We start from the raw sequence: 24,746 nt of genomic DNA, 5'->3' as shown, positions 1-24,746 counted from the left end.
ACCCCTAGGGCGTTCAGCCCCAGGGGTTAATTTTCTTAAGGCGAGATGATCAGGCCCGCAAGCGCTTACCTTCGGGATCAAAGGGCGGCTCGGACAGGATCGTGGCCGGAACCGCGCCGCCCAGAATGGCCACATGAACCGTATCACCCGGCTGCGCCAGACCCGCCTTCACATAACCGATGGCCAGCGATTTTTCGACGCTATAGCCATAGGCACCACTGGTCACCTGACCGGCCGGTGTGCCGTCGGGCAGGAAGATCGGCTCGCCACCCAGCGCGTCATTGCCGTCGCTGTGAACCTCCATCAGCAGCATGTTCTCACGCGGTGCGCTGTCAGCAATGGCGGCATAGGCGTCTTTGTTGAGGAAGTCCTTGTCCATCTTCACCAGACCGGCCAGACCCTGTTCCTGCGGCCAGTATTCCGGGCTGTAGTCACGGCCCCACGAGCCATAGCCTTTCTCGACCCGCAGGCTCATCAGTGCGCGACCACCAACCGGCCCGGCCCCGATGGCCTTGCCCGCCTCGATCAATGCAGCATAGAGCGTAGCCTGATCTTCGGTGGCACAGTGCAGCTCCCACCCCAGATCGCCGGTGAAAGAGACGCGCAGCGCGACGGCTTCGACCCCGGCGATGGTGATGCGCTTGGAACGCATAAAGGGGAAGTCCGCGGTTTCCAGCGAGGTATCGGTCAGACCCTGCAAAAGGACCCGCGATTGCGGCCCGGCCACGTTGAAGCCGCACATCGCCTCAGTCCGGCTTTCAAATGTTGTGCCTTCGGGCAGCGGAGCATCGGCGAAGAAGCGGCTGTGATAACGTTCCGCCATTCCCGAGCCGATGATCAGAAACTCATCCTCGGCCAGACGGGTCACGGTGAAGTCACCGGCCGGACCACCGCGCTTGCCGATCAGCGGCGTCAGGCAGGAGCGACCAACGGATTTCGGCATGTTGTTGGCGAAAATGGCGTTCAGCCAATCCTCGGCACCGTCGCCTTTGACTTTGTATTTGGCAAAGTTCGAGATGTCGATAATCCCGGCTACGTCGCGCAGCATCCGTACCTCGCGGCCAACACTGTCCCACCACGGCTGACGGGTGAACCCGGCGCTGTCGGGCGTGTCGGCGTCAAAGTACAGCGGATGCTCCCAGCCATAGTTCAGGCCGAATTTCGCGCCCATATCCTTTTGCATCTCATAGATCGGGCGGGTGCGGACCGCGCGGCCGGCCTCACGCTCTTCGCCGGGGAAGTGGATCTTGAAGCGGTTGGCATATTGGTCTTCGACCCGCGCCTTGGTGAAGTCCTTGCCCGCCCAGTGGCCATAGCGCGCCATGTCCCAGCCGAACATGTCCAGCTTGGGCTCGCCCTCGACCAGCCATTCGGCAACGTGCTGACCCATGCCGCCCGACTGGCTAAAGCCCGGAATGATCCCGCAGCAACAGAAGTAACCTTTGAGTTCCGGAACCGGCCCCATCAGAACCGAACTGTCCGGCGACCAGATCATCGGGCCGTTAATGACCCGCTTGATCCCGGCAGTGCCAACGACCGGCACCCGGTCAATGGCGCGCAACATGTTCTCTTCGATCCGTTCCAGATCGTCGGCGAACAGCTCATGCCCAAAGCCCAGCGGCGTGCCGTCTTCGGCCCAGAAACGCATGTCTTTCTCATACGCGCCAACCAGCAGCCCGTTGCCTTCCTGACGCAGGTAGTATTCACCGTCGCGGTCCGCGACGGATGGCAGACGTCGATCCAAGCCTTCGATTTCCGAGATCGCCTCGGTCACGAAGTACTGATGTTCGGTTGGCATCAGCGGCAGTTCAACCCCTGCCATCGCGGCAACTTCGCGCGCCCAGAGACCCGCGGCGTTGATCACCCACGGGGTACGGATGTCACCCTTTTCGGTGCGCACGATCCAGCTGCCATCCGGTTGCGGCTCGGTCCCGATTACCGGGGTAAAGCGCATGATCTCGGCACCGCGCTGGCGCGCACCAACCGCATAGGCGTTGGTCACGCCCGACGGGTCAACATTGCCGCCATCGGGTTCAAACATGATGCAGCGGATGCCGTCGTAGTCGACCAGCGGGTGCAGGCGCTCGGCCTCTTCGCGGGACACTTCGTGGAAGTTCATGCCATAGCGGCGGGCTTTGGCCTCTTGCAGGCGCAGCTGATGCTCGCGCGCTTCGGTCTGGGCCAGATACAACGAACCGGGCTGGAACACGCCGCAGCTTTGACCGGTTTCAGCCTCAAGCTCGTTATACAGCGTCATGGTATAGTGCTGGAGGCGCGATATATTGGTGCTGTCATGCAGCCCGTGAATATTCGCCGCTGCGTGCCAGGTCGAGCCGCTTGTCAGCTCATCCCGCTCCAGCAGGACCACATCGGTCCAGCCCAGCTTGGCCAGATGATAGAGGATCGAGCATCCGATGACGCCACCGCCGATCACGACGGCCTGAGCATGGGTGCGCATGGTGTTTCCTTTCAGATAAACGCGAGACAAAGGCGGTTTATGGCTCGCCTGCCCCGATCTCTTCCTTGCGGTGTGCGATATAGGTGGTCAGTTCCTCGGCAATGGCCGGGTCCAGTGTTGGTTCCTGATATTCATTCAGCGCCCGCTGCCACAATTCGGTGGCACGGGTCAGCGCGTCCTTGGCCCCTGCGGCCTCCCACGCGCCGTGGTTGGTCCAGTCCGACAGGATAGGCGAATAGAACGCCGTCTCGTACCGTTCCAGCGTATGCGAGCTGCCAAAGAAATGGCCTCCGGTCGGTACGTCGGCAATGGCATCAAAACCCAGCTCATCTGCCGAAAAGTCGATGGGCCGCAGCATCTCCATCATGTTCTGGATGATCTCGACATCGAGGATCAGTTTCTCATACGAAGCCGTCAGACCGCCCTCAAGCCAACCTGCGGCGTGATAGACCATGTTGGCCCCGCCCATCACGGCGCCCCATGTGGCCATCGAGGTCTCATATGCGGCCTGAAGGTCCACGGCGTTCGAGGCGTTTGCGTTCGATGTGCGGTATGGAATCTTGTAGCGGCGGGCCAGTTGACCCGCGATCAGGTTCGCCTTGGTGTTTTCGGGCGTGCCAAACGCAGGAGCGCCGGATTTCATATCCACGTTCGAGGTGAACGCGCCATACATCACCGGCGCGCCGGGTTTGACCAACTGGGTCAGGACCACACCAAACAATGCCTCAGCATTCTGTTGTGCCATGGCGGCGGGCAGGCTGACCGGGGTCATCGCACCCATCAGCGTGAACGGCGTCACCGATACGGGCTGACCGTTTTCGGCCATGGCAATCAGGCCGTCAGCCATTTCACCGTCCAGCAGGCGGGGCGAGTTGACCGAGATGATGGTGATCAAACCCGGATCCTCGGCCATTTCCGCGACCGAGATGCCACGCGCGATAGCCATCATGTTGATCCCGTCCATCGCACGGCCCTGCCCGATCGCGGTGCAGTGGAAGGACAGATCGCTCAGGCGCAGGTTGGCGTGATAGGTGTCCAGATGGCGATTGTTGGCGGGCAGTTCCATCGGCGCGGTGACCTGATTGCCGATGATATTGATCGCGTTGAAATGATGCGCCAGACGGATAAAGTTCTCATAGTCTGTCAGGTTGCCCGGCCGGCGTCCGTTGATGCAGTCATGAACGTTGGGCGGCCCTGCCACCAGACCGAAGGTCACGCCACGCCCGCCAATGGTCAGCTTTTTCGACGGGTTGCGTCCGGTCAGGGTAAAGGTTTCCGGCACCGTGCGCAGCGCCTCATCCACCAGTTCCTGATCAATGCGGATCGTGCCTTCGTCGCGGTCAACCTTGGCCCCGGCGGCCTCAAAGATGTCCATCACGCGCGTGCTGATGACGCGGATGCCAAGTTCCGACAGGATACGCAGCGAGGTGTCGTGGATTGCCTCGATCTGCTCGGGCCGCGCAAGCTCCATCGGCGCATAAGCGTTCTGTACACTATGCCAGGGCATCTGCTGAATCGGAGCCCTCCCTCGCGACGCCCGATTGCGGCGGCCTCCGCTGCGTCTTTCTGTTGCTTTGCTGGCGGTGTTCATGACCCGATCTCCGAAACTGCTGAGAAACGCTCAAATCACCTTTTTGGGCCGGAATTCTGAACGCACTTCTGGCCCCTCAACTTACTTTCAGTATACCGCAGTACGTTGCACTTTTCGGACTATTTCTTGCACATTTCAGCCAACCCTGCGCACGCTCTGACGTCGCGTTTCCGAGGGGCTTTCATTGAAATGAGATTTGTAGCTGCGGCTGAAATGACCAAGGCTGGAAAAACCGCAGAGTTCCGCAATCGACTCGAGCGATTCCGTCGAACCAAGGATCATGCCCCGCGCCGCCCTGAGCCTGAGGTCGAGATAGAATTTGGACGGCTGCATCTTTGTTCCCGCCTGAAACAGACGGGACAACTGACGGTCCGAGACCCCGACACGCGCCGCGATATGCGGGATCGGTTTGGGCTGCGACAGATGGGATTGCATGATTTCAATCGCCCGCAGCAACCGCGGATCATTGACCCGGAACCGCCAGCGCACATCCTGGCGCTGCTCGTGCGAGGAAGGGCGGATCTGACCGTGCAGGAATTGCTCGGCCACGTCATTGGCCAGCGCATCCCCCTTAAGCCGGGCAATCAGCGCCAGCATGAGGTCCATCGCCGCCGCACCGCCGGCCGAGGTCAGCACGTTGCGATCCCAGCAATAGATGTCGGGCGACAGTTTCACATCGGGGAACGTCATCTCAAGCTCGCGAGCCGTTTCCCAGTGGATCGTCACCCGCTGGTCCCCCAGCACACCGGCACGGGCCAACAAATACGTGCCACTGCTGATCGCGCCAATCATCCGGCCCGTGGCACGCAGGCGTCTGAGGCGCGAGAACAGCATGGTGTTGCGGTAGTCTGAGGGGAAGAAACTGGCGACAATGATCGTCAGGTCCGGCAGGGCCGCGTTTTCCAAATCCTGCTCGGCTGGGATCTCCATACCGCTGCTGGAGGTCACATGACCTGCGGTGTCGCTGAACAGGCTCCAGGAAAACAGTGTTTCGCCCAGTAGTCGATTGGCGGCCCGCAATGGCTCGATGGCAGAAGACAGCGCCATCATGGAAAACCCGTCAATCGCGATGAACTGGATCGTCATCGGCGACGGCAGGCTGATGCCGTCTTTCAGATCACCCTGTTTTGCCCTGTCTGCCAATGTTGGCTCCATTTCCCGGCCACCGGACGCCGCGCATGCGATCAATTCGCGACTTGCGACGGATCATATGTGCCAGCAGCCAAAGAAGACCGCTGCCCGTTATACTCGTCCGCCAGATATATACCTCCATATCAACGTCATGACATGTCGGTTTTGTGCAATTCGCTCCGCCTACGGGTCGGTAGGTTTAGGTTAGAGCACATGACAGGGCAGGTATCTTATGGTGGTGAGATTTGACGAATTTGCAGCCGGGCTGCGGTACGAAGACCTGCCCGAACAGGCGCTGTGGACCTTGCGCCGGTCTTTTCTTGATACGATGGGCGTTGCCGCCATCGGCGCGACGACCGAATTGTCCGGGATCGCCCGCCGCGTTGCTCCGATGATTTTTGGTGCAGGTACTGCCGGACAGGCGCGATTGCTGATGGACGGGCAGCCCGTCAGCCCGGTCGGCGCTGCGATGGCGGGGGCGTTTACCGTAGACAGTATCGACGCGCATGACGGGACCACGCCCTGCAAGGGGCACGCGGGATCGGCGATCTTCCCGGCCATGATCGCAATGGCTCAGGCCAGCGCCCCAGACATCGACGGCAAAGGCTTCGCTGAAATCCTCGCCACTGCGTATGAATTGTCCTATCGCGCCGGGCTGGTGCAGCACGCAACCTGCGCCGACTATCACACGTCGGGCGCATGGACGGCCGTAGGCGTGGCAGCCGCCGGGGCCAAGCTGCTGGGGGGCAGCGCCGAACAGATCAGGCACGCGGCGGGGATCGGCGAGTATCACGGCCCACGCAGTCAGATGATGCGCTGCATCGACCACCCGACCATGGTGCGGGACGGGGTGGGATGGGGCGCGCCCTCGGGCGTCACCGCCGCCTATCTGGCCCGCGAAGGGTTCACCGGCGCCCCTGCCCTGACCTGCGAGGGCGAGGACGGAGACGCCTTTTGGCAGGATCTGGGAACAGGCTGGCGGCTGATTGACCACACACATTACAAAGCCTACCCCTGTTGTCGCTGGGCGCATCCCTCATTGGATTCCGTCAGGGACATGATGCAGGCGCACAACCTGAGCCATGAGCAGATCGAGCGCGTCGACATTCGCACCTTCCACTATGCAACCCGCCTTGCCGGCCACGAACCCGCCAATCAGGACGAGTTCTCTTACGCTATCGCCTTTCCTGTGGCGGCCATGATCGTGCGCGGTCAGGTCGGTGTTGACGAGTTGAGCCCCGAGGCCTTGCGAGACCCCGAAATCCTGCGCGTCAGCCGCGCGGTCCAGTTGATTGACGACCCCGAGATGACGCGGATCAGTACCGACAAACGCTGGGCGCAAGTCACACTGGTTCTGAAAGATGGACGCCAGATCGAAGATGACCCGCGTACCCCGCGCGGTGACGCCGATCTGCCGCTCAGCAATGCCGAAATCCTCTGCAAGTATCACGCGCTGGCAGACCCGGTTCTGGGCGCTGAACGGGCCGGGCAGATCGCCGAGCTGGCGCTGCACTTTGACAGTCTGAACCGGGATGAGTTCAGCCGATTGCTATCCCTGTGCTGCCAGCCGATTTGATCCGGGCAGTCGTTAGGACTGGCCACCAGGCGCGCAAGCCATCCCGGCGATCTGTGCCTCAAGCATGCGCTGCAATTCCGCGCGAAAGTCCAGATCAAGGTGCTGCAACCCGTCATAGACAGCAAGCTGCCGGATCGGCGCGTCAGGGCTGGCCATCGGCCAAAGCCCTGCAACGATGATCCCAGAAGCAAAGGAAATCCGCGCCGCCAACCCCGCATCCACGCCGTCCAGAACTCGCGCAATGGCTTGTGCCACCCGCTGTGAATCTGCCTGCCCGTCCGTTTTGATGTCTCGGATTGTTTCCAGCGCGATGTTCTGCTCAAGCACCGAGGCTGAAACGCTGAGCAGATCGCACAACAACGGCTGCTGATCGTATAGTTGGGCGATGACGCCGCAAAGCTGAGAAATCGTCATAGGGCCGCCCGCAGTTTCGGCCTCAAGCCGGGTGGCGAACCTGTGGGTTTCCTCGTGCAGCAGGATCAGCAGGATCTCTTCCCGGCTGCCAAAATAACGGTAAAGATTGGATTTCGTGATATCTGCCCGGCGGCCCAATTCGTTCAGAGACCAGCCCATCACTCCGGCCTCTGCGCACAGGTCCCGCGCGCGGAACAGAATGCCCGCCCGGCGCTCGGCCTTCTGTTCGTCCCGTCGGGCGCGCTGAAAACTCATTCTGACTCCGCTGTGGATGATGTCGTCTGTTCGATCTCTGCCTCGATTGCATTTGCATAGGTTACAGCGCGTTCTTTCGAGAACATATCGACAATCAAGGCGGACAACCCAAGAAAGACAAGTGCCACCGCTATCGCACGCAGTGTGGCATGTTCCGAAAATACAAACAGCGCCAAGGCAGCGGCAAATGCCACAGCGGCCCCGATCAGCGTGTAGGTATAGAGAGCCTCAAACGCCTCGACCCGCGCCTTTTCGGCATGAACAAACGCAACCGGGTCCTGATTGAACGCGGCTGCATAATCCGCCAGCCTGTCCTGGCTTCCGATGGAGCCACCCAAACCACCGGCCAGAAAGATCAGGGCAACGACCACCAGAGGTATCGGCAAGGCTTGCCCAACAGGTGTCGGCGCAAATCGCCACATAAGCCCGGCGACCACCAGAACCACTACTCCGGCGGTTGCCAGCAGCGACATCTCAAAGGCCTCGCCCCTGGCCCAAGCCAGCGTATGGTCCAGAAACTGCATGGCGCCCTCCGTTACTCTGCCGCCTGTGCCGGGGCCAGTCCGGTCATTTGAAGCGTGATCTCTTTCATACGGGCGACATTTGCATCGTCCAACGCCAGTGGGTTCGGGGCCAGAAGTATGTCTTCGTAGATGAACTCGCCCGACGCCTGTTGGTACTTTTCGTCCAACGCAGCGGCAACGATACGTTCACCCCCAACCCAAGTCGGAGCCGCCAACTTTCCAAACAGCGCTCCGAACACGCGCGAGAGCCCTTTGCTGTCACGTCCCAAATTAGATTTGATATAGCCGGGGTTCAGGCAATTGATCGTGGTATCGCTGTCGACCAGCCGCTTGGCCACATCACGGCCGTGCATAATCAGGCAGAGTTTTGCCTGCGCATAAGAGGCCAGCAAGCTCCATTTGTTTTCCAGCTGAAGATCTTCGAAATTCAGTTTGGCAACCTGTTGCGTCCCTGAAACCAGTTGTATGATCCGCCCGCCGGGGGTCGCTTTGATCCGCTCCAGCAACAGTTCGGTCAGCAGATACGGCCCCAGATAGTTGACCGCAAAGTTCACCTCAAACCCGTCCGGGGTCAGTTTACGCTCGGACATGTTGATGCCTGCGCAATTGATAAGATAATCAATTCGCTCAAACCGTTCCAACACTTCGGCGGCCGCACGGCGCACCTGATCGAGCAGGCCAAGATCGCATTGCACAACCGAGAACTGGCCCTTGTGCCCGGCAGCAATCAGTTCATCCACCACCCGCTGCGTCTTTTCGAGATTGCGCCCGAACAGGCAGATATCGGCCCCCATTTCAGCAAAGCGTTCGACTGCTACGCGACCCATCCCGTCCGTACCACCAGTGAAAATGATCGTTTTTCCGGTCAGGTCCCTGTTGGGAACCATTTCCGTCGTCTTGCGGGCAAAGAATGTCTCTAGCCAGAGATTTCCTGTGGGCCGTTTCATAATGAACCTCATAGATCGCAGGTTTAAATCGTTTCCCATATTATAAGACCGTCGGTCACTTATTTAAAGACCATCGGTCACATAATCGCATAAGGCGCTAGAAACACACCTGAAATTCTCGCTTTCCAAGGGCAAAAACGGACCCTCGTAACAGAGGGTCCGGCGTCGATTCATCCAAATTGTACTGCGCGATTCTCGGGTTTTTTTAAATCAATCCACCGTTCACATGGATCACTTGCCCCGTCACATATGACGCTTGCTCGCTAAGCAGAAAGCATATGCAATTGGCCACGTCCTGCGGCATCCCTAACCGTTGCAGCGGGATGCGCTGCCTGATTTCATTCAGGGTATCGTCGTCCAGCCCATCCCCTGTGCCTTCGTCCTTCTGAATGTAGCCCGGCACGACGGAATTGACCGTTATACCATCTTTGGCCAGCGCCAGAGACAGGCTGCGCACGGCAGTTTCCACCGCGCCTTTCGAGGCCGCCGAGGCCGGGAATTGCGGCATATCGGTTCGGAAGACATGTGCGGTGAAACTGCTGACCGCAACAATTCGGGCATTCGAAGACGCGCGCAGCAGGCTGTGGCTGGCCTGTACCAGTTCAAACAGGCTCTGGGTATTGCCACGGAAGGCATAGGCGATGTCGTCCAGCTCCATATCCGCCAGTGACAAAAGCAACGGAAAGCCTGCATTCGCGACCAGAGCATCCAGGCTGCCGAAACGCGCCTCATGCGCGGCGATGATCTTTTTGCCCTGCCCCGGCTCGGCAAGATCGCCGGTGATCAGTTCAACCTCGGCACCTTTGGCCCTTGCCTGTTCGGCAACGCCTTCCAGACGGTCGATCGAACGGCGAGTGTGCAAGGACAGCCGCACTCCGGGCTGGGCCAGCTTCAGCGCCACCGAAGCCCCTACACCGCTTGCGGCACCTGTTACAATTGCAGAGAAATCTTCAGTCATTCGAGGGTCTTTTCCCAATCTTGCGACGTTACCCAATTGCAGAAATTCGCCACGCCCGAGACACGGCGATGGGCTTTGGGCAACACCAGATAAAACCCGGGAACCTGATCCGCGGGCATGTCATACAGAATATCTACCCCCAGCGGGGCCACAAGATCGCCGGACCGGATGTCCCGTTCCGCGTCCACACGCGAGATCAGCCCAATGCCCAACCCCGCCATTGTGGCCCGCCGCATGGTTGCCGCATCGTGAAACGCCAGTTCCGAGGTCGAGTCCGCCGACCCAACCTGGAGAAAGTCGAAGATATCCGACCAAAGGGAGTTTTGCAGAACCGGATGCAACAGACGATGCTGCGCCAGATCTTCCGGAGATTTAACCTGTTCAGCCAATTCCGGCGTGCAGCAGATGACCTTGTGATCCTTGATCAGCAGGTTCACCTCAAGATCGGGCCAGTCGCCGAAACCCCATTGCACCGCCACGTCGATGTCATCTCGTTTGAAATCAGGCGTGTCGACCATGGTGGTCATCCGCAGATCGGAATTCGGCACCGACTCGCGAAACCCTTCCAACTGGAGCATAAGGTAACGGGTCGCAAAATAAGGGGATACGTTCAGGGTGATCCGATCCTGATACTTTTTGGTCGTGACCCTGCGCACGCCCTCGGCCAGTTCTTCAAACCCCGCATCAACATAGCGCGCCAACAAAACGGCGGTTTCGGTCGGTTCAATGGTGCGGCCGCGCCGTTCAAACAGCACGACCTGCAATGTATCTTCCAACAGCTTGATCTGCTGGCTCACCGCTTGCGGTGTGACCAGTAATTCGTCAGCCGCGCTGCGGATCGACCCGTGGCGTACCGCAGCGTGAAAAGCCTTGAGCGCGTTCAGAGGCGGTAGTCTGAGGAGATTTAAGCTCATGGTTTTCCAATGCGCTGCCCAAGGGTCAGATTACCGCTTTTTCCAGGAACGGTTCGTTACGGACAACCCTATCATAGCCGATCTCAGTCAGGTCAAGGGTACGGTACGCGCCGTAAGTGATCCACTCGGACACGCCGCGCCCGACGGCAGGTGACTGCTGCAATCCGTGGCCCGAGAACCCGTTGGCGAAGATGAAGTTCTTCACCTCATTATGCGGCCCGGCTATCACGTTGTGGTCCAGCGTGTTGAAGGCGTAATGACCGGCCCAGAAGTTGACCAGCTTGATCGCTTCGAAGGATTCAGACCGTTCGGCGAGGTCGATCCACAGCCGTTCGAACTCCTCATGGCGGGGCTCGAAATCGTCCCAATCCACGGCGGGGTCTTCGGACGGTACAGTGCCTGCCAGGAAATACTTGCCTTCCGGGCGGCAGAACGAACCTGTCGGGTCGATCATCAGTGGCAAGCGGCCTTGGTTCACATTCGCAGTACCTTCCGGTGACTTGGCGCAATCGAACACAAACAGTGAGCGTTTGCGTGGCTCGACCGGAATGGTCAGATCGGCCATCGCTGCGGTTTGTGCCGCACGTGGACCCGAGGCGTTGACCAGCGTGCCGCAGCCGATTGTCTTGCCGCTTTTCAGCACAACGCCGGTGACCCGGTCACCGTCGCGGTTGATGTCCACGACCTCGTCAATCAGGTATTCCGCACCCTGCGCCCGCGCCTTTTTGCGGAAGCCGTTCATCAGGCCGGTGTTCGAGAACCAACCCTCACCCGACTGCCCATAGCTGGCCAGTTGCAAGTCATCCACGCGGATATGCGGGAAAGCTTCCTTGATCTGCTCCGGGTTCCACAGCACCACATCCGCGCCCAGAGATTTCTGGACCTCGTGGTTTTCCCGCAGAATCTGCGCCTGTTCGTCGGTCGAGGCCAGGAACAAATACCCGCCCTCGTGGAAACCCAAATCCGGTTTCTCGCCGTCCACTTCCATCGTGTCGGCAAATTCACGGATGAACTTGGTGCCGAACTGACCGATCTGCACGTTGACCGGGTTCGAGAACTGATTGCGGATCGCCGATGAACTCAGCGAGGTCGAGGCCTGCGCAAAAGTCGGATCACGCTCGATCATCAGGACCGAGCCGTTGAAATCCGGGTTGGCAGTCAGGAAATAGGCTACGGCAGAACCGATAACGGCCCCGCCGACGATGACGACGTCATAGCTGTCTTTCATCACTTTTCCTCATCATCCGGGTGGCCCAGTTCACAGAACCAACCACCAAGATATTGAACGGACAGAGCGTTGGGGTCAGCGACCTCAGTCCGCGCCTCCACCGCCTCACGATAGGGTTCCGAGCTGTCCTGTGGGATATAGCCCAGATGATTGGCGCCCGAGTTGTCCACCACTTTGACCTTGTTGTCAGACAGACCGAAGGTCAGCGTGTGGCCGATGCGTGGGGCGGTCAGGGCGGCGGCCGTCAGGCGTACACAGTCGTCAAATGACAGGTAGGACCACAGCATCCGGCGATCCGCCGGTTCCGGGAAGGACGAGAAAATCCGCAGACAGGCCGACTCAATGCCGAACTTGTCCCAATACAGACGGCTGAGGCTTTCGACAAAGTTCTTAGAAACCCCGTACAGGCTGTCCGGGCGTACAGGCGCGTCGACGCCGATATGGTCTTCCATCTTGTGGTAGCCGATGGCGTGAACGGACGAGGCATAGATCACCCGCTTGGCCCCATGTTTCCGCGCACCTTCGTAGATGTGGTACGAGCCGCGGATATTGCTGTCGAGAATGGTCTGCCAAGGGCTTTCCAGAGGCGCGCCGCCATAATGCACGATGGCGTCGCAGCCTTCGGTCGCAGCAATGGTGGCGTCCATATCCGAGAGGTCGAAGATCACCTGTTCTTCGTTCTCGGCCAAATCGTCAATCGGTTTGCGTGCCGCCAGACGGATCGTGTCTGCCAGCGGGGCCAGGCCCTTGCGCAGTTCCGTGCCAAGGCGACCGGCAGCGCCGGTGATCAGAATCTTCTTGTAAGGTTTTGTCATGATAGTCCTCAGCGTTCCAGTTTGCCGACGGCATCCGCGATGCGGCTAATGGCTTTGTTTAGTTCTTCGTCAGATGTTGCAGTCGAGATGCGGAAGAATGGCGACAGCCCGTAAGCCGTTCCCGGAACCGCCGCGACATGGCCTTCGTCCAACAGGTATTGCGTCACCGCGATATCGTCCGACAGCACATTCCCGGCGGGCGTCTTTGCCCCAATCAGCGCCGCGCATCCGATATAGGCATAAAACGCACCTTCCGGCGGGTCGAGTGTCAGACCCTCGATCCCCGCAATGCCTTCCACAACCAGATCACGGCGGCGCTCAAATGCCTCGCGGAACCGGGCCACTTCGTCCTGCGGTCCATCAAGGGCCGCTTGCGTGGCGATCTGCGCTGGGGTGCAGACCGAGGTGCAGGATTGGCTTTGCACCGTGGACATCGCCTTGATCAGGCCGCGCGGTCCGGCTGCATAGCCAACCCGCCAGCCGGTCATGGCATAGGCTTTTGACACCCCGTTCACAATCAGACTGCGGTCGCGCAGTTGCGGACAAGCCGCGCCGAAAGACACGAACTCGTGCCCGTCAAAGACGATATGTTCATAGATTTCATCCGACAGGATCATGACCTGCGGGTGACGCTCCAGAACTTCGCCAAGGGCCACCAGCTGCTCGCGAGTATAGACTGCGCCAGACGGATTGCCCGGCATGTTCAGAAACAGCCAGCGGGTCTTGTCGGTAATCGCGTCTTCCAGAACCTCGGGTGTCAGTCGGAAACCGGTCTCAGCGGGACAGGCCGGTGTAACAGGCACGCCACCGAACAGCTTTGCCATCTCGGGATACGAGACAAAGTATGGCGCGGGCAGGATCAGCTCATCGCCTTCTTCGACCGTCGCCATCAGAGCGTTGAAGATGATCTGCTTGGCCCCGTTGGCCACGGCGATCTCATCAATCTCATAGTCCAGCCCGTTTTCGCGTTTGAACTTCGCCGCGACCGAGCGGCGGCAATCCGGTGTACCCAATGCCGCCGTATACAGCATCCGCTCGCGGCTTGCGGCTTCGAACGCGGCGTTGGTCACATGCGCCGGGGCGGAAAAGTCTGGCTCGCCCAGCCCCAGATTGCACACGTCGACACCCGTGGCCGCCAAATCTTTGGCGGCCTGACTGACGGCCATCGAGGCCGAAGGTTTCACGACCGACAGGCGTGAGGCGATTTTGGTCATGACTGGTCTCCGGACACATAGCCCTTCAGGTGATCATCAGCGTGCGCCTCGGCATCGCGTTCAGACGCCGGGCCGAACCCGCCCCCACCGGGGGCTTTGAGGATCAGACGTTTGCCTGCGGGGACATGCTGCCAACCCTTGGGACGCAGCTTGGTCCCATCGCACAGCTCGACAACGCCGGGGGCACCATCTTCGCCGCCATCGCGTCCGCGGGCAGGGTGGTTGACCCGGTCGAACATGGCGGAAAAGTCGAACTCATGCCCTTCGGCCGGAGCGATCTCGATGATCTGACCCAGACCACCACGCAGCTTGCCTGCGCCACCGCTGTCGGGGCGCAATTCCTTGCGCCAGACAACGATCGGCCCGGTGTGTTCGGTCGCCTCGATCGGCATCGTGTGCACACCGGACGGGAACGCCGTTGCCGCCAGCCCATCCAGACCAGGCCGCGCGCCGGTACCGCCCGAGTTGAACATCAGCACTTCGGAACGACGACCTTGACCGCCCGCCTCGGGGCGCGCCGAAATGTGAATGTTCCACAGGGCAGCTGCGCCTTCGGCCATGATCTGACCAGGCAAGGCTTTGGCCAGCGCCCCAAGAACCAGGTCAGGGACCATATGGCCCATGACATGGCGGAGAGATACGGGCGCTGGCCGCTCTGCGTTCAGGATATTGGGAGGAGAAGAAACCGTAAACGGCTCCAGAGACGCAGAGTTGTTCGGAATATCGGGGGCCACCACGCATTTCACAGCGTAGCAGGCATAGGCTTTGGAATAGATCATCGGGCAGTTGATGCCCCATTTGCTCTGACCGTCGGTGCCAGCGAAATCAACATTCACTTCACCATCCTTGACCGACAGAGTGGTCGCCAGCTGAACCGGCACGTCATAGCCATCCACGGTCATCTCATTGCCCCAGCTGCCCTTGGGCAGTGCAGCGATGCGTTCCAGCGTGGCGGCGCGCGACCGGCTGAAGATGAACTCACCCAGATCGTCCAGACTGTCCATGCCGGTTTCCGACATCATGTCGATCAGGCGACGGTGGCCCACTTCGTTACAGGCCGCCAGCGAGTAGAAATCGCCCACAACCTGATTGGATTCACGCACGTTGTTGCGCAGAATGTTGATCAGATCGCGGTTCACTTTGCCTTTTTCGGCAAACTTCATGATCGGGATCAGGATGCCTTCTTCGTAGACCGATTTGCCATCGGCACCAAAGCCACGGCCACCGACGTCAACCACGTGCGCGGTACAGGCAAAAAAGGCCACCAGCTTGCCATCCTTGAAGGACGGCGCAACCATGGTGATGTCATGCAGGTGCCCGGTGCCCTTCCACGGGTCGTTGGTCACATAGCAGTCGCCTTCGAACATCTCTTCGCGGGGAATTTCCGCCAGAAAATGCAACACGGCTTCGGCCATGGTGTTCACGTGGCCCGGCGTGCCGGTCACGGCCTGCGCCAGCATCAGACCTTCGGGGGTAAAGACACCAGCGGACAGGTCGCCTGCTTCGCGAACCGAGGTCGAAAACGCGGTGCGCAGAAGGGTCAGCGCTTGTTCCTCGACCACCGAGATCAGGCGGTTCCACATCACCTGCATACGGATTTCTGAAAGTCCGGCCATGGCTTAAGCCTCCTTCCGAATAAGTAGAATGGTGCCGTCACCTTGAAGCACGGCGTCAAAGGGCGAGGTCACGACGGTCGAGGTTTCACGCTCGACGATCACCGCAGGACCGGTGACGCGATCACCCGCCGACAGCGTATCGCGTTCGACGATGCGGCTGTCTTGCAGACCATCGCTGCTGGGATCGAATACCGGACGGGTGTTCGGCGCGTCCGCGACCGAGCCCTCGGTCACAAGCTCGACCCGTGCCGGAGCCGGACGGATGTCGCTGGCCTTCATCGACCATGTGACGATCTCGATCTCCAGGCCGTTCAGGCCGTCAATGGCGCGGCCAAAGAAACGGGCATAGTTCTCGCGGAAACGGTCGCGGATCAGGTCAACGTCATCAGCGGTCAGGACTCGATCCGGGATCGCAACCGGGATTTCCCAGCCCTGCCCCTGATAGCGCATGAAGCCCACGACTTCGCGCTTGATCTCACCATCTGTACCGGCGCGCACAAACCCTTCGGCGGTTTCGCGCAGGTCGGTCAGCATGGAGTTTACGGCGTCGACATCGAACTCGGACAGGCGCACCAGACGCGAGGCCAGCGCCTCGTACCCAAACGGTGCTTTCAAAAAGCCGATGGCCGAACCAACACCCGCACCCGGCGGGATCAGGCACTGGTCAACACCCAGCTTTTCGCACAGACGCGCCGCGTGCAGCGGGGCCGCACCGCCAAAGGCGATCATCACGTTGTCGCTGATGTTCTTGCCGTTCTCGACCGCATGAACACGGGCGGCGTTGGCCATGTTTTCGTCAACCACTTCGACAATGCCGAAAGCAGCCTCAAGCGGTTCCAGAGACAGCTTGTCGCCAACATCCTTGGCAATCGCTTTGCTCGACGCATCCTTGGACAGCGGGATGGCACCACCGGCAAAGTTGTCGGGGTCGATCTTGCCCAGCATAAGGTCGGCATCGGTAATCGCGGGGCGGTCGCCACCGCGCTGGTAACAGGCCGGGCCGGGTTCTGACGCGGCACTTTCCGGGCCGGTCTGGATGCGACCCATCGAGTCGACCCACGCAATCGAGCCACCACCGGCCCCGATTTCGATCATCTCGATCACCGGGATCGAGATCGGCATGCCCGAACCTTTGCAGAAGCGATAGGTCCGCGCCACCTCGAAGGTGCGGGCCGTCTGCGGCTCAAAATCTTCGATCAGGCAGATCTTGGCGGTGGTGCCGCCCATGTCATAGCTGACGACTTTTTCGATACCGAATTTGGCCGCAACATCTGCGGCAAAGATCGCACCACCCGCCGGGCCGGATTCAACTAGACGCACCGGAAACTCAATCGCAGTTTCGACCGAGATCAGACCGCCGCCCGAATGGATCATGAAGACCGGGCAATCTGCACCTTGCGCTTGCAGACGCGATTGCAGGCGGGTCAGGTAGTCTTCCATCTGCGGGCGCACGTAGGCATTGGCGCAAACGGTGTTGAAACGCTCGAACTCGCGCATCTGAGGGCTGACCTCAGCCGAGATCGAGATCGGCATGCCCGGCAGTTTCGCAGCCAGAATTTCGCGCGCACGTTCTTCATGCGCCGGGTTCTGGTACGAGTGGATAAAGCCAATCGCCACAGCCCCAAAGCCGCCATCTCGGATTTCGTCGGCCAGCGCCTCAAGGCGGGCTTCGTCCAGCGGCTGCAGTTCGTTGCCTTGCGCATCAATCCGACCTGCGACCGGGAACCGGTCCTGACGCGGGATCAGCGGGGCAGGCAGTTTCAGGTTCAGGTCATATTGCTCGAACCGGTTCTCGGTCCGCATCTCGATGACATCACGGAACCCTTCGGTCGTTACCAGCGCGGTCTTTGCCCCGCGACGCTCAATCAGCGCGTTGGTGGCCAGCGTGGTGCCATGGATGATGATGTCCAGATCGCTAAAACCAATCCCGGCCTGCTCGGTCACGATGGCGATCCCGTCCAGGATCGCCTGTTCCGGCGCGGTGTAGTTGGTCAGAACCTTGGTCGAGTGGATTTCGCCACGCACATCCAACGCAATATCGGTAAAAGTACCGCCGATGTCGGCACCCAGACGGATATCTTGGGTCGTCATGCCTGAGCTCCTTTTGCTGCGTCGCGCATCTGGCTGAGGGTCTGGCGCGGTGTCAGCGCCTCTGGGGAGATATTGAGCTCCAACACCGCGCCGGTATCCGAAGCCATCGCACGTTCAAACGCGGCCTCGAAATCCTCGGTCTTTTCAACACGCTCGGCGTGATAGCCATAGGCCTGGGCGAGCGTCACGAAATCGGGGTTCTCCAGCATGGTGCCGGAAATCCGCTCGGGGTATGTCCTTTCCTGGTGCATCCGAATGGTGCCGTAGATGCCGTTGTTCAGGATCAGAACGATCGGCTGCGCACCCGCCTGCATGGCGGTGCCCAATTCCTGACAATTCATCTGGAAATCGCCGTCCCCGGCAAAGCAGACAACGGTGCGTTCAGGATTGGCAACCTTGGCGGCAACCGCGGCAGGCACACCGTAGCCCATCGCGCCCGATTGCGGCGCCAGCAGACGCTGGCCGGGGCCGAACTTGAAGAACTTGTTGGGCCAGACGGTGAAGTTGCCCGCACCGTTGGTCAGAACGGCATCTTCGGGCAGACGGTCCCGCAGGAAGGCGGTGACTTTGCCCATGTCGACGGGGCTGGGCAAGTCGGGCAGGTCGAAGGCCGCTTCGAAACCCGCACGGGCATTGGCGCGCCAGTCGGCCCAGTCACCGCTGACCTTTTGATCTGCCAGAGCCGCAGCAAAGGCGTTCGAGCCCGCCTGAATACCCAGATCCGGCACATACACTTTGCCAATCTCACGGTCAGAGACGTGAACGTGGATCAGCTTTTGCGCAGGTTTCGGCACGTTCAACAGGGTATACCCGTCTGTGGTCATCTCGCCAAAGCGCACACCAATGGCCAGAATCAGATCCGCGTCCTGCACCAGCTTTTTGGTGACCGGCGTCATTCCTACGCCAGCGTCACCAACATAGCTCGGTGAGTGGTTGTCGTAGAAATCCTGGAACCGGAACGCCGCCAACACCGGCAGGTCCGAGTTTTCGGCAAATTTTTGCAGTGCCGCGCTGCCCTCGTCAGACCAGCCACTTCCACCCATCAGGATCAGCGGGCGTTTGGCCTCGGACAGGGCCGAAAGGACCGCCCCCATGGCGGATTGCGAGGGGGCGGCCTCTTCGACAGACATCGGGCCAGTGAGAGCGGGAACGGCCGTCATGTCAGTCAGCATATCTTCGGGCAGCGCCACAACGACCGGGCCCGGTCGACCCGTGGTCGCGGTTGCCCACGCACGCGCGATGATCTCGGGGATGCGGTCGGCGTCATCAATCTCGGTCGCCCATTTGGCGACAGTGCCGAAATAAGCGCGATAGTCGATCTCTTGAAACGCCTCGCGGCCTTTCATGTCAGTGCCGACCTGACCCACGAACAGCAGCATGGGCGAGCTGTCCTGCATCGCGGTATGCACACCAATCGAGGCATTGGTCGCGCCGGGGCCGCGGGTCACAAAGCAGATGCCGGGTGTGCCGGTCAGCTTACCGTAGGCCGAGGCCATAAAGGCTGCGCCACCTTCGTTCCGGCACAGGGTAAAGTCCAATGCGCCCTGCGTGTCATGCAGCGCGTCCAGCACCGCCAGATAGCTTTCGCCGGGAACGCCAAAACTGTGCCGCGCCCCAAGCGCCTGCAAGCATTCGACGATTACTTTTCCGCCATTTCTCTGAGTCATTTCGGACCTGTTAGTCTAAGGGTTCTGGACGCATTCTAGTGTCACCGGCACAAAGTCGTCGGTGCAGAAATTCTTGAAACAGAAAAGAAATTCTACACCGATCCATTTCACATCACCCCGGTATAGGGTTTACGCGCCAGCGTCTCGTGTACGTAGTTGATCATGGTGATAAAATCGAAGACCGGCAGCCCGGTCGCGGCCTGCACCGCATGGGCATATGGCGGCAAATCCGAGCATTCCAGAAGGATCGCGCCAAGGTCTTCGTGATCGGCCTGAAGCTGCTGCGCGACCTCGATTACACCTTCGCGAATCGCGTCGTCATCCAGCGTGCCGTCCGGATAGAAAATCGCCTGAGTGAAGGCTTTGTTCTGCTCCATACCGCCAAACGCCAGAGGGGTGTTTTCAGCAATACCCGATTTGGTCAGATGTTCCTGCGTCAGGTTGGACTTGTCCGCCGAAATCACCCCGACTCGCTTGCCGGTGATCTGGTGAATGAACGGCACCTGAAGCAGGCTCGACATGAAAACCGGGATGCTGACGCTGGCCGCGATCTCTTGCTGAAACAGCGCCATAAATCCACAAGCGCCGGTGATGGCACGGACGCCTTCGGCCTCCAGTTTTTGGGCCGCCTGAATGAACGGCTCCAACAGGGCCGGGTCCCGGTCATAGATCAGACGGTGGTTATCGGCCCCCTCCGCTACGGCGTAGCGGACGGGGAAATCATAGGTCGTGGCATTTGCCACATTGCCGGGGATATACGGATATTCACAGTCCAGAACGATGATCCCGATGGTCTCACCGGCCCAGTTCTGACTTTTCCGGCGGGTTTTGTAGATCATCGCCCTGCCCTTTACGCGTAAATGTAACCGCCCGAGACGATGATGTTCTCGCCGGTCATGTAAGTGTTTTTTGGACCACCGGCCATCATCACCCATTCCGCCATCTCGCGCGGTTCGCCACCGCGACCCAGAGGGCTGGCTGCGGCCAGTTCGCCCAGGAATCCAGCCTCGCGTGCCTTTTCAGTGGCCATGCCAGCAGGAGCGACCGAGTTCACCAGGATGTTGTCCGGGGCAACCTCATGCGCAAAGCTTTTGGTCAGGCTGACCACGGCGGCTTTGGTTGCTGCATAGTGGGCGTTTTGCGGATGCGCTTTGAACGCATCGACCGAGGTGATGTTGACGATCCGGCCTTTGACTACTCCGTCCGTCTCTTGCGCCCGGAACTGCTTGATCGCGGCAACGCACATGTGGAACGTGCCTTTGATGTTGACCGCGTTCGACGCGTCCCAATCCGCATCGTTGATTTCCAGCATCGGCTTGCGCGGATAGATCGCGGCCGAGTTGATCACCGTGTCCACGCGACCCAGCTGTTCCGCGATCTGCGCAAACGCCGCATGCGCCGCATCAGCGGTGCGGATATCACACGCCGCCGAGGCGGTTTTCAGGCCCGCCGCACGGGCCGTAGCCAGCGCCGCTTCGGCAGCCTCCCCATTGACATCAATGATGCCAATGCCTGCAGCGCCGTTTTCCACAGCCATATCCGCCAGTAGTAGGCCCAGACCTGCGCCTCCGCCTACTACAACAACAGACAATCCGTCCATTTTAGTCTTCCTTTTGAGCAAAGCCCCCGCCACCAACAAACTGGGCGGTAGGCAGAATATCAAACCGTGTCACATCCACATGCGCCGGCATTTGCAGCACTGACAACAGCATCTGGGCCACTTCATCCGGCTGCACCGCATCAAAGGCGGAATACATATCGGCCCGCGCGCGGTCGGTCAGTACTTCTTTGTAAAGGTTGGTTTCAACCCGACCCGCGACGATCTCGGTCACCCGCACGCCCGAGCCGGATATGTCGCAACGCAGAGCCGCCGCAAAGCTGGAAATCGCCGCTTTGGACGCACCATAAACCGCCATGTTCGGGAACGGTCCCTGACCCGCAGTCGAGCCGGTAAAAAACACATGACCCTGCTCACGCGCCACCATGCCCGGCAGAATCAGACGTGTGGTCGCCACAGCCGCGCTAAGGTTCACCTCGAACGTGGTGTCGATATCCGACTGATCCATCTCATCAAAACGGGTCACAGGGGGGATTACCCCGGCGTTATTGACCAGCACGTCGATCTGCTCACCCTCCAACGCCGTTGCCAGCGCCTCGCGGTCGGTCAGATCCAGTGCCAGCGGGCGCACGCCCTCGGTGGCCTGCATCTGCTCAAGCGTTGCGGCGCTGCGGCCCAGTGCGATGACCTGATAGCCCGCGCCCGCCAGAGCAAAAGTGATCGCCTTGCCAATGCCACTGGTGGCACCCGTGACCAGAGCAGTTTGTTTTTCTTTGTTCATGCTTTGACAACTTTTAGAAGCCGCCCTTCAACCATGCTGACGGCACGGGTCAACGGGAAGCCGATGCAGAAGTAAATGATCGCGACGGCGGTCAGAATCTCGATCGGACGCGCCACATTATTGGCGATGTTTTGCCCGACATACATCAGATCCGCCATACCCACAGCCGAAACTAATGCACTTTCTTTGAACAGCGACACAACGTTTGACAGCAGGTTCGGGATCGCACGCAACACCGCCTGCGGCAGGATCACATAGATCGTGCGCACACCGCTGGGCAAACCCAACGCGGTACAGGCGTCGAACTGACTGTTTTCGATGGATTTCAGCGCCGCACGAAAGCTTTCCGAGGTGATCGCGCCGCTATACAGCGACAGCGCGATCACAGCCGAAGCAAAGCCGCTCAGCTCGAGCCCCAGAAACAGAGGCAAGCAGAAGAAGATCCAGAACAGCTGCACCAGAACCGGGGTACCGCGAAAGAACTCCACATAGATCGTGCTGGTCCAGTACAGGAAAGGGTTGGTCGAAGTCCGCGCCATGCTGAGAATGAAGCCCCAGATCAGGCCAAGGATCACCGCCAGCCCAACAAATTGCAGCGTGGTCAGCAACCCGCGCCACAAAACACCCGAGTATTCAAGGAGGAATGAGAAATCGAGTTCCATGGGTTCCTCCTTAGGAAGCGAGCAAGCGCTTGGTGCGCTTTTCGACAAGGGTTACCGCCTGAGACACCGGGAACGACACCGCAAAGTAGATCAGCGCGACAGTTGTCAGGGTCTCAATCGGGCGGAAGGTCTGCGTTGCGATGTAGCGGCCCTCATACATCAGATCCTGAACCGAGATCAGCGCGACCAGAGCGGATTGCTGGAAGATGCCGATACCGTTGGTGATCAGAACCGGCAGCGCAAGGATCAGCGCCTGCGGCAGGATCACGTAGATGATCCGCTGAAAGGCATTCAAACCCAGCGCGGTGCTGGCATCGTTATGTGCATGTGGAATGGCCTGAATCGCGGCGCGATAGGCTTCGGCGTTGAAGGCCGCGAGGTTCAGACCTAGGGCGAGAATGCCCATGAATTCCGCGCTCCACCACACATTGAACAGGATCGGGACGCAGAAGAAGAACCACACCAGCTGAATCAAGGCCGGAGTACAGCGGAAGAACTCGATATAGGCGGTCAGCGGCCAGACGATCAGCTTGATCTTCGACATCATGCCGATGGCGACGATGAACCCCAGCACCAGACCGATGATGTTTGCCCACATCGTCAGTTCCAGCGTCACCCACAGACCTCGCATCAGGTCGGGTATCGCTTTTTCGACATAGAACCAGTTGAACTCGTAATTCATCGGCTCACCCCTCGATATGCAGCACGTTGCGCAAAAAGTCACGTGTGCGGTCTTGCTGAGGGTTGCCGAACAGCTCTTTTGGCGGCGCGGCTTCGATCACCTTGCCGCGTTCCTGGAACACGACCTGAGTGGCGATGTTGCGGGCGAAATGCATGTCGTGGGTCACGATCATCATCGGCATTCCGGCCTCGGCCAGTTCCATCATGGTGTTTTCCACCTCGACCACGAGTTCCGGGTCCAGCGCCGAGGTCACCTCATCAAACAGCATCAGCTTGGGGTCCAGCATCAGCGCCCGGGCGATGGCCACACGCTGTTTCTGACCACCGGACAGCTGGCTGGGGTAGAAATTGGCGCGCTCGGCCAGACCGAAACGTTCCAGCAGGCCCATCGCCTTGTCGCGCGCCTCGGATTTTTTCACGCCGCGTGAACGTGTCGGGGCAAGGCAAAGGTTCCCAAGGACGCTGAGATGCGGAAACAGTGTATAGTGCTGGAACACCATCCCCACCTCTTTCTGAACCTGACGGTTCAGCTTCATTTTCCCGTTGGGCGCGCCGTCGATATATTGATCGTTGCCCAGACGGATGGTGCCGCCCGCGATATCCTCAAGCCCCATCATGCAGCGCAACAAGGTGGATTTGCCGCAACCCGACGGGCCAATCAGAACCAAACGGTCCGTGCTGCCCATCTTCAGATCAAAACCTTCAAAGATCGAAAGCGACCCATATCGCTTGACCAGTCCGTCAATCTCAACAAAGGCCATGACGCCCTCCCATCTTTTTGTCCCAGCTTGAAAATGCCGCCCCGGTGATCCGGGGCAGCACAAAAAACCGGGAATTATTCGCCGGAAATTTGGTCAACCGCGGCTTCGTACAGACGCTGTACGTTGCCGGTCGCAACCTGCTCTTCCAGATAGATGTCCAGAACCTGGATGTCCTCCAGCGGCACGGACTTGCGCAGACCGAATGCGATGCCCTGTTTGGCAATCGCAGGCTCGGGCAGGGTTTGTGCGGCCCAATCCGGGTTTTGCAGGATGGTGATGCGGTGGATGTCGCTGTCGGTTGCGAACACGTCAGCGCGCTTGGCGATGATGGCCAGACGGCCTTCGTTTGCGCCATCCAGACGGATGATCTTGGCGTTCTCAACCTGAGGCGTGATCGACAGGTCACCGGCAGCGCCCTGAATGACCGCGATGGTGATGCCCTCTTTGTCGAAGTCCGCCAGCGAGGTCATGTCTTCGGTGATTTTGGGGTTACGCGTGTCATACAGCAGGCCGATCTCATAGCTCCAGATCGGGATCGAGTAGTTCACAGCCAGCGCACGCTGCGGCTTGCGGTTCAGAGCCGAGGAGATGTCCCACTTGCCAGCTTGCAGGCCTGCGACCATGTTGCCCCAGGTGGTTTCAACCGGCTCGACCTTGACGTCGATCGACTCGGCAAAACCGTCCATCACGTCCAGAAAGTAGCCCGACCATTCGCCGGTTTTGGGGTCACGCACCAGAAGTGGCGGGGCTTCGGCAACGCCGACACGCAGGGTGCCGCGCTCTTGCACGTCGGCCCACAGGTTTTCACGCTCTTGCGCAACGGCGCCTTGCGCCAGAGCTGCTGCGGAGAGAGTGGCCACCGCGGCAAAAGTTTTCATTTTGGACATAAAGGACATGGGTTTCC

At 59.8% G+C, this 24,746-nt stretch carries 22 protein-coding genes; 1 reads left to right on the top strand and 21 read right to left on the bottom strand.

The genetic code is table 11. From position 1 onward, the window contains the following. Nucleotides 1–49 precede the first annotated feature (49 nt). The 3 genes from ACOQOY_RS01250 to ACOQOY_RS01240 all read right to left on the bottom strand — a co-directional run bounded on the left by ACOQOY_RS01250 (nucleotide 50) and on the right by ACOQOY_RS01240 (nucleotide 5,192). The gene (locus ACOQOY_RS01250) at nucleotides 50–2,458 is read right to left on the bottom strand and encodes a GcvT family protein (RefSeq protein ID WP_420583675.1); all 2,409 of its coding nucleotides are present in this window, start codon (nucleotides 2,456–2,458) and stop codon (nucleotides 50–52) included. Between the two features lie 37 nt (nucleotides 2,459–2,495). Further along, on the bottom strand, nucleotides 2,496–4,049 hold the full coding sequence (locus ACOQOY_RS01245; protein ID WP_420583674.1) for a trimethylamine methyltransferase family protein: 1,554 nt from the start codon (nucleotides 4,047–4,049) through the stop codon (nucleotides 2,496–2,498). A gap of 135 nt (nucleotides 4,050–4,184) precedes the next feature. Beyond that, nucleotides 4,185–5,192, bottom strand: a complete 1,008-nt coding sequence (locus tag ACOQOY_RS01240; protein ID WP_420583673.1) for a GlxA family transcriptional regulator — start codon at nucleotides 5,190–5,192, stop codon at nucleotides 4,185–4,187. Between the two features lie 220 nt (nucleotides 5,193–5,412). On the opposite strand from ACOQOY_RS01240, the gene ACOQOY_RS01235 reads away from it, so the two are divergent. Then, nucleotides 5,413–6,756 carry an MmgE/PrpD family protein gene (locus ACOQOY_RS01235; RefSeq protein ID WP_420583672.1) on the top strand — a complete coding sequence of 448 codons (1,344 nt, stop codon included), beginning with the start codon at nucleotides 5,413–5,415 and terminating at the stop codon, nucleotides 6,754–6,756. 12 nt (nucleotides 6,757–6,768) lie between these two features. Here the strand turns inward: ACOQOY_RS01235 and ACOQOY_RS01230 are convergent, their stop codons facing one another. From ACOQOY_RS01230 to ACOQOY_RS01145, 18 genes are all read right to left on the bottom strand, one after another. Beyond that, on the bottom strand, nucleotides 6,769–7,425 hold the full coding sequence (locus tag ACOQOY_RS01230; RefSeq protein WP_420583671.1) for a TetR family transcriptional regulator: 657 nt from the start codon (nucleotides 7,423–7,425) through the stop codon (nucleotides 6,769–6,771). Next, nucleotides 7,422–7,949, bottom strand: a complete 528-nt coding sequence (locus tag ACOQOY_RS01225) for a hypothetical protein (protein WP_420583670.1) — start codon at nucleotides 7,947–7,949, stop codon at nucleotides 7,422–7,424. The genes ACOQOY_RS01230 and ACOQOY_RS01225 overlap by 4 nt, the downstream gene beginning before the upstream one ends. A gap of 11 nt (nucleotides 7,950–7,960) precedes the next feature. Beyond that, complete coding sequence (locus ACOQOY_RS01220; RefSeq protein WP_420583669.1) at nucleotides 7,961–8,896, bottom strand: SDR family NAD(P)-dependent oxidoreductase; 936 nt, start codon at nucleotides 8,894–8,896, stop codon at nucleotides 7,961–7,963. A gap of 205 nt (nucleotides 8,897–9,101) precedes the next feature. Continuing rightward, nucleotides 9,102–9,854, bottom strand: coding sequence for an SDR family NAD(P)-dependent oxidoreductase (locus ACOQOY_RS01215; protein ID WP_420583668.1), 753 nt, complete (start codon nucleotides 9,852–9,854; stop codon nucleotides 9,102–9,104). After that, nucleotides 9,851–10,768 carry a LysR substrate-binding domain-containing protein gene (locus ACOQOY_RS01210; protein WP_420583667.1) on the bottom strand — a complete coding sequence of 306 codons (918 nt, stop codon included), beginning with the start codon at nucleotides 10,766–10,768 and terminating at the stop codon, nucleotides 9,851–9,853. The genes ACOQOY_RS01215 and ACOQOY_RS01210 overlap by 4 nt, the downstream gene beginning before the upstream one ends. 25 nt (nucleotides 10,769–10,793) lie before the next feature. Continuing rightward, entirely contained in the window at nucleotides 10,794–11,996 is a 1,203-nt protein-coding gene (locus ACOQOY_RS01205) for an NAD(P)/FAD-dependent oxidoreductase (protein WP_420583666.1), read from the bottom strand. Continuing rightward, nucleotides 11,996–12,811, bottom strand: a complete 816-nt coding sequence (locus ACOQOY_RS01200; protein WP_420583665.1) for an NAD-dependent epimerase/dehydratase family protein — start codon at nucleotides 12,809–12,811, stop codon at nucleotides 11,996–11,998. Before ACOQOY_RS01200 ends, ACOQOY_RS01205 begins: the two co-directional genes overlap by 1 nt. Before the next feature lie 8 nt (nucleotides 12,812–12,819). Beyond that, complete coding sequence (locus ACOQOY_RS01195; RefSeq protein WP_420583664.1) at nucleotides 12,820–14,025, bottom strand: pyridoxal phosphate-dependent aminotransferase; 1,206 nt, start codon at nucleotides 14,023–14,025, stop codon at nucleotides 12,820–12,822. After that, nucleotides 14,022–15,641 (bottom strand): hydantoinase B/oxoprolinase family protein, encoded by a 1,620-nt coding sequence (locus ACOQOY_RS01190; protein ID WP_420583663.1) that lies wholly within the window; start codon nucleotides 15,639–15,641, stop codon nucleotides 14,022–14,024. Before ACOQOY_RS01190 ends, ACOQOY_RS01195 begins: the two co-directional genes overlap by 4 nt. A gap of 3 nt (nucleotides 15,642–15,644) precedes the next feature. Beyond that, nucleotides 15,645–17,732, bottom strand: coding sequence for a hydantoinase/oxoprolinase family protein (locus tag ACOQOY_RS01185; protein WP_420583662.1), 2,088 nt, complete (start codon nucleotides 17,730–17,732; stop codon nucleotides 15,645–15,647). Continuing rightward, nucleotides 17,729–19,399, bottom strand: a complete 1,671-nt coding sequence (locus ACOQOY_RS01180; protein WP_420583661.1) for a thiamine pyrophosphate-binding protein — start codon at nucleotides 19,397–19,399, stop codon at nucleotides 17,729–17,731. Before ACOQOY_RS01180 ends, ACOQOY_RS01185 begins: the two co-directional genes overlap by 4 nt. A gap of 107 nt (nucleotides 19,400–19,506) precedes the next feature. After that, nucleotides 19,507–20,238, bottom strand: a complete 732-nt coding sequence (locus ACOQOY_RS01175; RefSeq protein WP_420583660.1) for an aspartate/glutamate racemase family protein — start codon at nucleotides 20,236–20,238, stop codon at nucleotides 19,507–19,509. A gap of 11 nt (nucleotides 20,239–20,249) precedes the next feature. After that, a complete protein-coding gene (locus ACOQOY_RS01170; RefSeq protein ID WP_420583659.1) occupies nucleotides 20,250–20,999 on the bottom strand; it encodes an SDR family NAD(P)-dependent oxidoreductase in 750 nt (249 codons plus the stop codon). Nucleotide 21,000: 1 nt separating this feature from the next. Next, nucleotides 21,001–21,738: an SDR family oxidoreductase gene (locus ACOQOY_RS01165; RefSeq protein ID WP_420583658.1), complete on the bottom strand. Its 738-nt coding sequence runs from the start codon at nucleotides 21,736–21,738 to the stop codon at nucleotides 21,001–21,003. Next, on the bottom strand, nucleotides 21,735–22,400 hold the full coding sequence (locus ACOQOY_RS01160; RefSeq protein WP_420583657.1) for an amino acid ABC transporter permease: 666 nt from the start codon (nucleotides 22,398–22,400) through the stop codon (nucleotides 21,735–21,737). Before ACOQOY_RS01160 ends, ACOQOY_RS01165 begins: the two co-directional genes overlap by 4 nt. A 10-nt stretch (nucleotides 22,401–22,410) precedes the next feature. Next, on the bottom strand, nucleotides 22,411–23,082 hold the full coding sequence (locus tag ACOQOY_RS01155; protein WP_420583656.1) for an amino acid ABC transporter permease: 672 nt from the start codon (nucleotides 23,080–23,082) through the stop codon (nucleotides 22,411–22,413). Nucleotides 23,083–23,086: 4 nt separating this feature from the next. After that, entirely contained in the window at nucleotides 23,087–23,842 is a 756-nt protein-coding gene (locus ACOQOY_RS01150) for an amino acid ABC transporter ATP-binding protein (RefSeq protein ID WP_420583655.1), read from the bottom strand. 74 nt (nucleotides 23,843–23,916) lie between these two features. Then, a complete protein-coding gene (locus ACOQOY_RS01145; protein WP_420583654.1) occupies nucleotides 23,917–24,738 on the bottom strand; it encodes a transporter substrate-binding domain-containing protein in 822 nt (273 codons plus the stop codon). Nucleotides 24,739–24,746 lie beyond the last annotated feature (8 nt).

Origin of the sequence: Ruegeria sp. (assembly GCF_965221235.1) — a bacterium.
Lineage (GTDB): Bacteria > Pseudomonadota > Alphaproteobacteria > Rhodobacterales > Rhodobacteraceae > Ruegeria.
The sequence above is the reverse complement of the archived record's forward strand: the minus strand, read 5'-3'. Positions and strand labels throughout refer to the sequence as shown.

Excerpts from the sequence above, each read along its gene's own strand:
- ACOQOY_RS01215 (WP_420583668.1), bottom strand. The coding sequence starts at position 9,854 with ATGACTGAAGATTTCTCTGCAATTGTAACAGGTGCCGCAAGCGGTGTA.
- ACOQOY_RS01180 (WP_420583661.1), bottom strand. The coding sequence starts at position 19,399 with ATGACTCAGAGAAATGGCGGAAAAGTAATCGTCGAATGCTTGCAGGCG.
- ACOQOY_RS01225 (WP_420583670.1), bottom strand. The coding sequence starts at position 7,949 with ATGCAGTTTCTGGACCATACGCTGGCTTGGGCCAGGGGCGAGGCCTTT.
- ACOQOY_RS01185 (WP_420583662.1), bottom strand. The coding sequence starts at position 17,732 with ATGACGACCCAAGATATCCGTCTGGGTGCCGACATCGGCGGTACTTTT.
- ACOQOY_RS01220 (WP_420583669.1), bottom strand. The coding sequence starts at position 8,896 with ATGAAACGGCCCACAGGAAATCTCTGGCTAGAGACATTCTTTGCCCGC.
- ACOQOY_RS01200 (WP_420583665.1), bottom strand. The coding sequence starts at position 12,811 with ATGACAAAACCTTACAAGAAGATTCTGATCACCGGCGCTGCCGGTCGC.
- ACOQOY_RS01250 (WP_420583675.1), bottom strand. The coding sequence starts at position 2,458 with ATGCGCACCCATGCTCAGGCCGTCGTGATCGGCGGTGGCGTCATCGGA.
- ACOQOY_RS01190 (WP_420583663.1), bottom strand. The coding sequence starts at position 15,641 with ATGGCCGGACTTTCAGAAATCCGTATGCAGGTGATGTGGAACCGCCTG.
- ACOQOY_RS01210 (WP_420583667.1), bottom strand. The coding sequence starts at position 10,768 with ATGAGCTTAAATCTCCTCAGACTACCGCCTCTGAACGCGCTCAAGGCT.
- ACOQOY_RS01160 (WP_420583657.1), bottom strand. The coding sequence starts at position 22,400 with ATGGAACTCGATTTCTCATTCCTCCTTGAATACTCGGGTGTTTTGTGG.
- ACOQOY_RS01145 (WP_420583654.1), bottom strand. The coding sequence starts at position 24,738 with ATGTCCTTTATGTCCAAAATGAAAACTTTTGCCGCGGTGGCCACTCTC.
- ACOQOY_RS01245 (WP_420583674.1), bottom strand. The coding sequence starts at position 4,049 with ATGAACACCGCCAGCAAAGCAACAGAAAGACGCAGCGGAGGCCGCCGC.
- ACOQOY_RS01235 (WP_420583672.1), top strand. The coding sequence starts at position 5,413 with ATGGTGGTGAGATTTGACGAATTTGCAGCCGGGCTGCGGTACGAAGAC.
- ACOQOY_RS01165 (WP_420583658.1), bottom strand. The coding sequence starts at position 21,738 with ATGAACAAAGAAAAACAAACTGCTCTGGTCACGGGTGCCACCAGTGGC.
- ACOQOY_RS01150 (WP_420583655.1), bottom strand. The coding sequence starts at position 23,842 with ATGGCCTTTGTTGAGATTGACGGACTGGTCAAGCGATATGGGTCGCTT.
- ACOQOY_RS01175 (WP_420583660.1), bottom strand. The coding sequence starts at position 20,238 with ATGATCTACAAAACCCGCCGGAAAAGTCAGAACTGGGCCGGTGAGACC.
- ACOQOY_RS01205 (WP_420583666.1), bottom strand. The coding sequence starts at position 11,996 with ATGAAAGACAGCTATGACGTCGTCATCGTCGGCGGGGCCGTTATCGGT.
- ACOQOY_RS01155 (WP_420583656.1), bottom strand. The coding sequence starts at position 23,082 with ATGAATTACGAGTTCAACTGGTTCTATGTCGAAAAAGCGATACCCGAC.
- ACOQOY_RS01230 (WP_420583671.1), bottom strand. The coding sequence starts at position 7,425 with ATGAGTTTTCAGCGCGCCCGACGGGACGAACAGAAGGCCGAGCGCCGG.
- ACOQOY_RS01195 (WP_420583664.1), bottom strand. The coding sequence starts at position 14,025 with ATGACCAAAATCGCCTCACGCCTGTCGGTCGTGAAACCTTCGGCCTCG.
- ACOQOY_RS01170 (WP_420583659.1), bottom strand. The coding sequence starts at position 20,999 with ATGGACGGATTGTCTGTTGTTGTAGTAGGCGGAGGCGCAGGTCTGGGC.